Consider the following 9,093-nt stretch of genomic DNA (forward strand, 5'->3'; position numbering starts at 1 on the left):
TCTCTGCCACCAATGAAAAGTTAATCGCTGCTCGCCGCTGCGCGTGCTGGTTTTGGTGTTGTCAGATGCCTTTTCTTAACCGGAAAGCCATTAGGTATAGATTAAGTATTCCTGAATAATTCATCAGAGAAAATTACTTAAAATAGACTCAAAGCCTTTCCGTCAGGAAAGGCTTTTTTTTTACCCAATCTTCTAAACAATGCAGAGTTTTAGAACTGAAATTGAAAATCCCGTCGTAGAGCGCGACATTATTGACTTAGAGCGAAAAATCCGCCAGTTTAAAGAAGGGAAAATTGATGATGACCGCTTTCGTAGCTTACGGCTAGCCCGTGGTGTGTACGGTCAACGTCAGCCCGGCGTACAAATGGTACGCATAAAATTACCGTTTGGCCGACTTACTCCCCAACAATTGCTACGGATTGCTGATGTTTCGGATGAGTACGCCAGTGGTAATCTACACCTCACCACCCGCCAAGATATTCAGATTCACTACGTCAGCCTAGATCGTACTCCTGAGCTATGGGCGCAGCTAGAGAAAGATGAAATCACTTTGCGGGAGGCTTGTGGAAATACAGTTCGCAATATCACGGCTTCTCCCAAGGCGGGCATTGATCCTGAAGAACCTTTTGATGTTTCTCCTTACGCTCAGGAAATGTTTAAATACTTCCTGCGAAATCCGGTTTGCCAGGAGATGGGACGTAAATTTAAAATTGCGTTTTCTTCTAGCGAGAAAGATTCTGCCTTTACGTTCATTCATGATATTGGGGCAATTCCGAAGGTGCGCACCGTGGATGGAAGAGAAGAACGCGGATTTAAGATTTTATTGGGTGGTGGTTTAGGTGCTCAACCCCACTTGGCCCAGGTGGCGTATGAGTTCTTATCCGAAGACCAACTTATTCCCTTCACTGAAGCGGTACTACGGGTATTTGACCGCCACGGCGAACGAAATAAGCGAGGCAAAGCCCGAATGAAATTTTTGCTGCAATCGCTCGGACTAGAAGCATTAATGAAGCTGGTAGAAGAAGAGCGGACAGCACTGAAAGCTAAAACTTATCGTGTAGACACAACTCAAGTGCCGACGCATCAGCTGCCTGAAGATATCAATCTGGTGGAAGCCAAAATTCAGGATGAAGCGGCTTATGCTCTCTGGAAGGCCACAAACGTATTCGAGCAGAAGCAAACTGGGTTTTACGGAGTGTTTATTAAAGTGCCTTTGGGTGATATTAGTACTTCTACTGCCCGAAAATTAGCCACGGTTGTAGACTGGTTGGCATCCGACGACATCCGAATTACGATTAATCAGGGGTTACTACTGCGCTACGTGCGTCCCGAAGCATTGCCGGCACTGTATACTTCTTTAAAAGAGCTAAACTTAGCCGATCCGGGTTTTGATAGCGTAGCCGATATCACAGCTTGCCCCGGAACCGATACCTGTAATCTGGGAATTTCGAATAGTACCGGAGTTTCTTCTGCCTTAGAAAAGGTCATTGTTGAAGAATATCCTGATCTGGTAAAGAATCAAGATATCAAGATAAAAATTAGTGGTTGCCCTAACTCTTGCGGTCAGCACGGTATTGCCAGTATTGGGTTTCACGGAAGCTCACTGAAAGACAAACAGAAGCGAGTTGTTCCCGCCTTGCAAGTATTGCTAGGTGGTGGAGTAGATGGTAACGGACAAGGTCGAGTAGCTGAAAAGCTGTTGAAAACCCCTAGCAAGCGTGCTCCACAAATACTAAGAACTCTGTTTGATGATTACGAAGAAAACCAACTAGATGGCGAGTACTACGCTGATTACTATCAGCGACAGGGTAAAATGTACTTCTATCATTTACTAAAACCACTCACCGAACTGGATGAAATAGCCACTGATGAATACTTTGACTGGGGGCATGCTCAAGAAAACTTTAAAGTAGAAGCGGGGGTAGGTGAGTGTGCTGGAGTGATCATCGACTTAGTAGCCACTTTATTTTACGAGGCAGAAGAAAAACTAGGTTGGGCCAAGGAAAATTATCAAGGACAACGCTACGCTGATGCCATTTATCACGCTTACAATACATTCGTAGTAGGAGCTAAAGCTATGTTGTTATCCAACGACGTAAAGACCAATACCCAAATGAGCATTATTCGCTTGTTTGACGAACACTTCGGTCAGCATAAACTACTCGGACTAAAAGATTCTTTTGAGGATACTGTGCTACAGCTGAATAAAGTAGAGCCTAGTGCTGATTTCGCCAAAGCATACTTGCAGCAGGCTCAAAATTTTCTAAAAAAAGTTCAGCAGGTACGCCAAGAACAACTTACCGTTTCGACATCATGAGCAAAGTATTACTAACGGCTACGGTCAGCAAAGTGCCTCAGTTGACTTTGGTAGGAGCAGGACCCGGCGATCCGGAATTAATTACGCTTAAAGGAATGCGAGCTTTGCAGGAAGCGGATATCGTGCTGTACGATGCGCTGGCTAACGAGGAATTACTACAGTACATTCGCCCCAATATTCCGAAAATTTACGTAGGGAAGCGAGGCGGTAGAAAGTACAAATCTCAAGAAGAAATTAATGAACTGATCGTTCGCTGTGCAGAGAATTACGGTCACGTAGTTCGGCTGAAGGGTGGCGATCCGTATATTTTTGGGCGAGGCCACGAGGAGCAAACCTACGCGGAAGCGCAGGGCGTATCCGTTTCGGTAGTACCGGGCATTAGTTCCGTTTATTCGGTTCCGGCACTACAATCTATTCCTTTAACTAAGCGAGGTGTCAGCGAGAGTTTTTGGGTAATCACTGGCACCACCCGCCACGGCGCGCTATCGCAGGATGTAGCCTTAGCCGCTCAATCTACCGCTACAGTTGTCATTCTGATGGGTATGCGGCAACTGTCTAGAATTCAGAATGTCTTCGAGGGCTATGGTCAGCAACATACTCCGGTAGCCATTATCCAGAATGGTTCACTACCCGAGGAGAAGATTGGTATAGCTACCGTAGCCACTATGGTTGACATGGCCGAAGAAGAGAACTTGGGATCACCGGCAATTATCGTGATTGGCGAAGTAGTACGGGAGCATAAAGTTCCGGCTTGGGTGAAAGAGGTGGTGCAGTACGCTTGAACAGTTAATAATAGGTAAGCGGTAAATGAAAGGCACGAAGTCCATAAGCTCGGTATCAACTCTGTAAAAAACTAAGGTTACTTAGTAATCAGCTATTCGGTAATTTAGCAATCTAACCCTGCTATTTACTTCTATTAATAGCCTGAAGGATATCGCTCTGGATATCTTCTAGATGCTCTAAGCCTACCGAAACCCGAATTAAACCAGGGGTAATACCTACTTGAGCCTGCTCTTGTTCGGATAGTTTAGAATGGGTAGTAGAGGCCGGATGCGTGCAAATACTGCGGGAATCACCAAGGTTTGCAGTAAACGATAGCATCTCTAGTGCGTTAAGAAATCTTTTTCCCCGATCAAGTCCCCCTTTCAACTCAAACGTAAGCAGCCCTCCGCCCATCCGCATTTGCCGTTGGGCTAGTGCATGCTGAGGGTGCGAGGGCAAAAAGGGGTACTTCACGCTGATTACCTCAGTTTGTTCTTCCAGAAACTGAGCTAAACGTAACGCACTCTGGCAGTGCCGTTCCATACGTACTGAGAGGGTTTCCAGGCTTTTGGATAAAATCCAGCCGTGGAAGGGCGACATAGCTGGGCCGGTATGTCGGGCTAGAAAGCGTACTTCATCAATCGCTTCTTTTTTACCCAATACTGCGCCCCCAATAGCGCGCCCCTGCCCATCAATAAACTTCGTGGCCGAATGGGTCACCAAATCAGCTCCCCAGTCAGTTGGGTTTTGCAAGTAAGGAGTGGCAAAGCAATTATCTACATTGAAAAGTAGCCCACGCTGTTTTGCTAACTTTCCCAGTGCTTCCAGATCCAGTAGATCCAACCCCGGATTAGAAGGGGTTTCCACAAAAATCATTTTAGTAGTAGGCTGAATAGCTTCCGCCCATTTACTCAGATCGGCGTGAATATCGACGTAAGTATGGCTGATATTCCACCTCGGGAGTAAACCCGTCAGAATTTGATGAGTAGAGCCAAATAGTGAGCGGGAAGCTACTACATGATCACCAGCCTTTAGGAAGGAGGCAATACTAATAAACATAGCGGCCATTCCCGATGCGGTAGCTATTCCGGCTTCGGTATTTTCCAGCAGACAAAGCTTTTGAATGAACTCATCGTTATTTGGGTTAGAAAAACGGGAGTAAATATTTCCGTCCAGTTCGTTGGCAAACAAGGCACGCGCCTGTTCAGCATCGTCAAACACAAAACTAGAGGTAGCAAAAATTGGTACGCTATGTTCTCGGTGTTGGCTCCGTTCCGCTTGAGTGCGGATAGCATTGGTCTCGAAATGGTATTTTTTTGTAGGCATCTGATTTCAGGAACTAGGGTGAATTTTAAAAGAATAAGTAATCTCGGCCGTTTTTTCCAGAGTCTTGGTCACTGAGCAGTACTGCTCCATAGAGAGATCAATTGCTCGCTTTACTTTGCCTTCATCTAAATTTCCGTATAAATCATAAGTGATATGAATTTTGGAAAATAAAGCGGGTACCTTTCCTTCTTCACGCGTTCCTTTTAGGGTGAATTGGATATCTTCTAGGGGCTGTCGTTGTTTTTTCAGGATACTGATAACATCCATCGCGCTACAGCCACCTAGTGAGGTAAGCAGTACTTGCATGGGGCGCATTCCCAAATCCTTCCCACCTACGTCGGGCGAGCCGTCCATTTGCAGGGTAAGTCCCGCCTCATTCGTTGCCTCTAAATGGGTGGCATCGTTTAACCGCTTTATTTTTATTTGCATTCGGGTTGGTTATTGGTGAAATTTTTGAAAAATTGGTGGTCAAATTAGTAGTAATCACCGCAAAACGAAAATGAATATGAAAGAAATTACTGTAGAAGAACTTAAAGCCATGCAGGAAGCGGGCGAGGAGTTTCAACTAATTGATGTACGGGAGCCTCACGAGTACGACGAAGCCAACCTCGGCGGAGAGCTTATTCCGCTGGGGCAGCTACCGGAACACGTAGATGAGGTGAAAAAAGACCGAAAAGTGATTATGCAGTGTCGTAGCGGTAGCCGTAGTGCCAATGCGGTAAAGTACTTGGAGGGCAACCACGATTTTGACAACCTCTATAATTTAAAAGGAGGAATTCTGGCCTATCAGGCTATGGAGAATCAATAGTTTACTTGGGTAGACTCTTCCGTAATTCAGGCTCAGCAGTTTGTTCGGTCGACTGGCTCAGCGGCTTAGGGTCTACACTTTTATCTACCTGAGACTCATCCTCGCGTTCCTGGATAACCCGTTCGCGCGTATTAGATAGTAAATCGCTTAACTTATCAAAGCTTTGAATATACATCAGGCTAATGCCTTGAGTAGTATTGAAATCCTGATTAAGGGGGTTCGTTAGCGAGTTAAAATTATTACGATTGTACATCTTCACCCGGTAGCGGCCATCATCGGTAAGTAGGTATTCTACGCTCACATCGCCAATCACCGTGGCCGCATTGGTGTTGTTGTTTAAGTCAGTAAACCCGCCATCACGAGTTACGCGGAGTCTGCCATCTAGAAAAGAGTACGATAGCCGGAGCTGAAAGGTATTAAAGCGATCGTTGTCAAAGCTTCCTAGGTCTACATCTATTTCTAAATTTTCATCTACCTGACTTAGCCAATAGCTGAATTGGTTAGAAAGTAGCTCACTCACACTACTCCCCACTGAGCCACCTACATCAAACGAGCCTTGTTCGGAAAATTGGCGTAACACAATCAGGCTAAATACCTGCCGATTAAGTTCCTCCTGATCGTAAGCTACAGTGTTGTTTAAGGTTTCTACCGCCGTTCTTAGCCAGAGATTATTTTGGGGATAGTTAAGGATATTAATATCGAAGTCAATGTCGGGCGACATTAAATCTCCAGTAAGTTCCAGCACTACTTCAGTAGGATAATTGCGTCGCACTTCATCATTATCTCGCTGGTTAGGGTCAACCACTAATGGAGCCAAAGATGCCACTTGGGCGTAAGTAGCTTGAATATCGAGCACTCCCCCGTATGGGTCGCCCAACCAAGCAATACTACTACCCGGTTCAATATTAAATTCTTTGTTAATAATATTATAGAGGGTAAAATTGTACCCACCTTCCACAAAGCGAAGGTCGCCAAACATGGTAAAATCTCCCTGAGAACTGATGAGCATTTGCAGTTGTCCTTGGGCTCTTCCTCGAATGATATCCCCCGTTTTTACATCGAAGATAATCTCACCGTAAGCATCAGGGGTGACTTCAATATCTAAATCCAGATTTAAGCCAGTCAGGTTTAATTTATCAATTTCATTCTCAGTCGAAAGTACAGAGTCTGTTTTTACGAAACTAATAAAATCAGATTGCTCTACCCCCTCAATTCCACCTACCGGGATGTAGATCTTAGATCCCTTTTCGGTCTTAGCTCGAGCAGTAATATCCAAGTTGTCAATAGATCCTAACAACGAGACTGTTCCGGTAGCGTATCCTCTCCCGTAGAACATATCGTTATCTTGCAAGGTTGTATTCAGTACTGCTACGTTACTGAGCGAGCCGTTTAGGTCAAGTACAAAGTCGCGAAAGCCATCGTGGAAAATACCACCATTGAAAATAGCAGTTTGGTTGCGCTCATCTCTAAAAGCCAGGTCTTCTACCCCAATGGTATTAGCATCAAAGAAAATTCCCCCGTCGAAATTATATCGCGTATTTAAGTAGTTGACTCGAATATGACCGTCGGCCAGTGTGCCCTTGCCCCGCAAGATAGGATAGTTTAAGCGTCCGGTGATGTTGATAGTACCATTTATTTTGCCCTTGAGCTCTGTAAAAATATCATCCACGTAGGGCTCAGCTACTGTAATAGAAGCTCCCCGAAGACTCGCCTTCAGATCTAATTGATCTTCTTCCTGCTTAGAATCATACGTGCCGTTAACGGAAATAACGCGTTGCCCATCGCGGTTGACCATGACATTTAAATTCAGATTCTGCCGCTGATTGTTCCATTTGGCCAATCCAATAATATTTCCGACTTCAAAAGTATTAATTGTGAAGTTGTTTACTGCAATCTCACTATCTAAGATTAAGCTTTGAAGCGTATCTGCCGGGTTAGTAAGCACACCCTTTAAGTCTATAAACCCATTAACTTCTCCTTCGTATTCCTCCTCTAAAAGAGGGTTAAGATTTGCTACTTGAAAGCGGTTGATATTGACGGTTAATTGCTTATCCGGACTCGCAGAGATTGTGCCTATTGCTGATATTTCTTGCCGAAGGTCATCAGTGCCGCTAAATACCTTAAATTGCTCAAAGATTATATCCTGATTAGAGATCAAGATTTGATTCTGAGGCGAAAATTTCCAGCTCTGATCCAGTACCTGCAAGTTAGAAGGCTGAAAGCGGATTAGCGTACTGTCTGTTAGGAACTCTACCTCCCCAAGCAGATTAGCGTAGTTATCTGTGCCCTGTCGACGAATATACTGCTGAAAGTCGATGTGTTCGCCACTCCAAATTGCCTCGATAGATAGGTCTTCCATTGGGGCTTGTAAGTTACTGGTAGCAATATCCTGGCGGGCTGACTCCATATAAAGCATAGCCAGTACGCTAGTACTATCTACTATTTTTGAAGTGGTAAATTCCACGCTATTGTCGTAGAAATAATGGTCGCGGAACTGTAAGGTATCAAAGGTAGAGTGAACACTAAAAATATTGGTATAGCCGCCGATGAGCCGCCCATCAGCTTCAAAGTTCTGAGATAAAACTATTTCAGGAGCAAACATCTGTAACAAAGGATTGGCATCTTTAAGCTCCAATTGGTAGGCAATTTCATAAGACTGATCCTGATAATGCTGCACTGGTTCTACCTGGCGAGCGGCATAGTATGCATCTAGCTCCTCCTTATCATTCCTGAAAATTAGTTGATATTCTTTAGCCAGCTTTTGAATATCACTAACTAGCGTGGTGAACTTGAAGTTACCTGTAAGTTCAGCCTTAACGCGCTCAGTTTGTACTCTTACCTGACGGGAAAGGCTATCAAAGTCTGATTGGAATCGGAGAGAATCGATGAATAGCTTACGATCATCGTAGGCAATATAAAAGTCATCGAAGGCCGCTCGTCCACTAAGTTCGTCTACTTCCAACCCCCGAGTGTCAGCATCAATTTTTGTGCTTAAAAATAGATATTTATCTGATAGGTTTAACTTATGAAAGAAGGCGGTGTCTAGTTCGGCAGCTAGTTTAATACGCTCTTCTCCTTTCCTAAAGTCTAGTGTTCCATCTGCGGTGAAGCGTAGATTGGGATCATCAATGGTAAGTTTCCCCTCAAAGAAAGAGCGGGCCAATCGAGCATCAGTAGTAATATTATGATACGTATACTGATTGAGACCGAGGTAGTCAAATTCAGCCTCCAAATCAAAGCGAGCTTCCTCTGCGGTCACCCCCTCTCCTTCAATGTATCCCCGAAAGCTGGTTCGCTGGAGTAGGTCAGGTTCATCGGTTAAAGTGCCTAAGTCAAAGTCCTTTAGCGATAAGCTTCCCGAATATATTGGGATGTTCTCTAACTTAAGATTAATATCAGACTCTACATTGCCTAATTGGGTTGCAAACTGACCATTAGCTACAAAGTCGTCAGGAAAACCTAAAAACTCAGCACTGAAGCTAACTATACCAAATTTTTCTACAGTGCGGTAGGCTTCATTATTGTTTACATACTGCTTAAGGTCAGCGGCACTTACCCAAGAGTTTTTGAGCTGAAGGTCGGTGAAGGCCTCTTTAATTTCAGGTAGGCCATCGAAGCTTACATTACCAACTAGTTGACTGGCAGTGCCGAACGAGAAAATCATGTCGCTCAGCGTAAAATCGCTAACTTGCCCCCTGAAGTTTCCTGAAACTCGGTAAGAATCATTGTACTCCAGTAGGGTAGGAGCGAAGCGAGCCAAATCTTCAGCATGTAGCTCAGAGTCCTTTATATTGGCTATCAGGGTTACACTATCGTTAAAATAGTCTAAGCTGGCTTTGGTTCGATAGTTAAAGACTAGTGAATCGCGCAAGACTGAGTT

6 protein-coding genes are annotated in these 9,093 nt (G+C 44.5%); 3 read left to right on the forward strand and 3 right to left on the reverse strand.

Annotated elements, in window-relative coordinates:
- The first annotated feature begins 199 nt into the window (after nucleotides 1–199).
- Both WBA23_RS00690 and cobA read left to right on the forward strand, forming a co-directional pair.
- Nucleotides 200–2,317: a HEPN domain-containing protein gene (locus WBA23_RS00690; protein WP_424580305.1), complete on the forward strand. Its 2,118-nt coding sequence runs from the start codon at nucleotides 200–202 to the stop codon at nucleotides 2,315–2,317.
- A complete protein-coding gene (gene cobA / locus WBA23_RS00695) occupies nucleotides 2,314–3,099 on the forward strand; it encodes a uroporphyrinogen-III C-methyltransferase (RefSeq protein WP_424580306.1) in 786 nt (261 codons plus the stop codon). Before WBA23_RS00690 ends, cobA begins: the two co-directional genes overlap by 4 nt.
- A gap of 121 nt (nucleotides 3,100–3,220) precedes the next feature.
- Here the strand turns inward: cobA and WBA23_RS00700 are convergent, their stop codons facing one another.
- Entirely contained in the window at nucleotides 3,221–4,405 is a 1,185-nt protein-coding gene (locus WBA23_RS00700; protein WP_424580307.1) for a trans-sulfuration enzyme family protein, read from the reverse strand.
- A 6-nt stretch (nucleotides 4,406–4,411) separates the two neighbouring features.
- Nucleotides 4,412–4,834, reverse strand: a complete 423-nt coding sequence (locus tag WBA23_RS00705; RefSeq protein WP_424580308.1) for an OsmC family protein — start codon at nucleotides 4,832–4,834, stop codon at nucleotides 4,412–4,414.
- Between the two features lie 76 nt (nucleotides 4,835–4,910).
- Here WBA23_RS00705 and WBA23_RS00710 point away from each other — a divergent pair, with 76 nt between their 5' ends.
- On the forward strand, nucleotides 4,911–5,213 hold the full coding sequence (locus tag WBA23_RS00710) for a rhodanese-like domain-containing protein (protein ID WP_424580309.1): 303 nt from the start codon (nucleotides 4,911–4,913) through the stop codon (nucleotides 5,211–5,213).
- 1 nt (nucleotide 5,214) lies between these two features.
- Here WBA23_RS00710 and WBA23_RS00715 read toward each other — a convergent pair whose 3' ends face one another.
- The gene (locus tag WBA23_RS00715; RefSeq protein WP_424580310.1) at nucleotides 5,215–9,084 is read right to left on the reverse strand and encodes a translocation/assembly module TamB domain-containing protein; all 3,870 of its coding nucleotides are present in this window, start codon (nucleotides 9,082–9,084) and stop codon (nucleotides 5,215–5,217) included.
- Nucleotides 9,085–9,093: the final 9 nt, after the last annotated feature.

The organism is Tunicatimonas sp., from assembly GCF_049647865.1.
In the GTDB taxonomy this organism is placed as follows: domain Bacteria; phylum Bacteroidota; class Bacteroidia; order Cytophagales; family Cyclobacteriaceae; genus Tunicatimonas.

Bases quoted from the DNA above. Each gene is read 5' to 3' on its own strand.
- WBA23_RS00690 (WP_424580305.1), top strand. From the start codon at position 200: ATGCAGAGTTTTAGAACTGAAATTGAAAATCCCGTCGTAGAGCGCGAC.
- cobA (WP_424580306.1), top strand. From the start codon at position 2,314: ATGAGCAAAGTATTACTAACGGCTACGGTCAGCAAAGTGCCTCAGTTG.
- WBA23_RS00700 (WP_424580307.1), bottom strand. From the start codon at position 4,405: ATGCCTACAAAAAAATACCATTTCGAGACCAATGCTATCCGCACTCAA.
- WBA23_RS00705 (WP_424580308.1), bottom strand. From the start codon at position 4,834: ATGCAAATAAAAATAAAGCGGTTAAACGATGCCACCCATTTAGAGGCA.
- WBA23_RS00710 (WP_424580309.1), top strand. From the start codon at position 4,911: ATGAAAGAAATTACTGTAGAAGAACTTAAAGCCATGCAGGAAGCGGGC.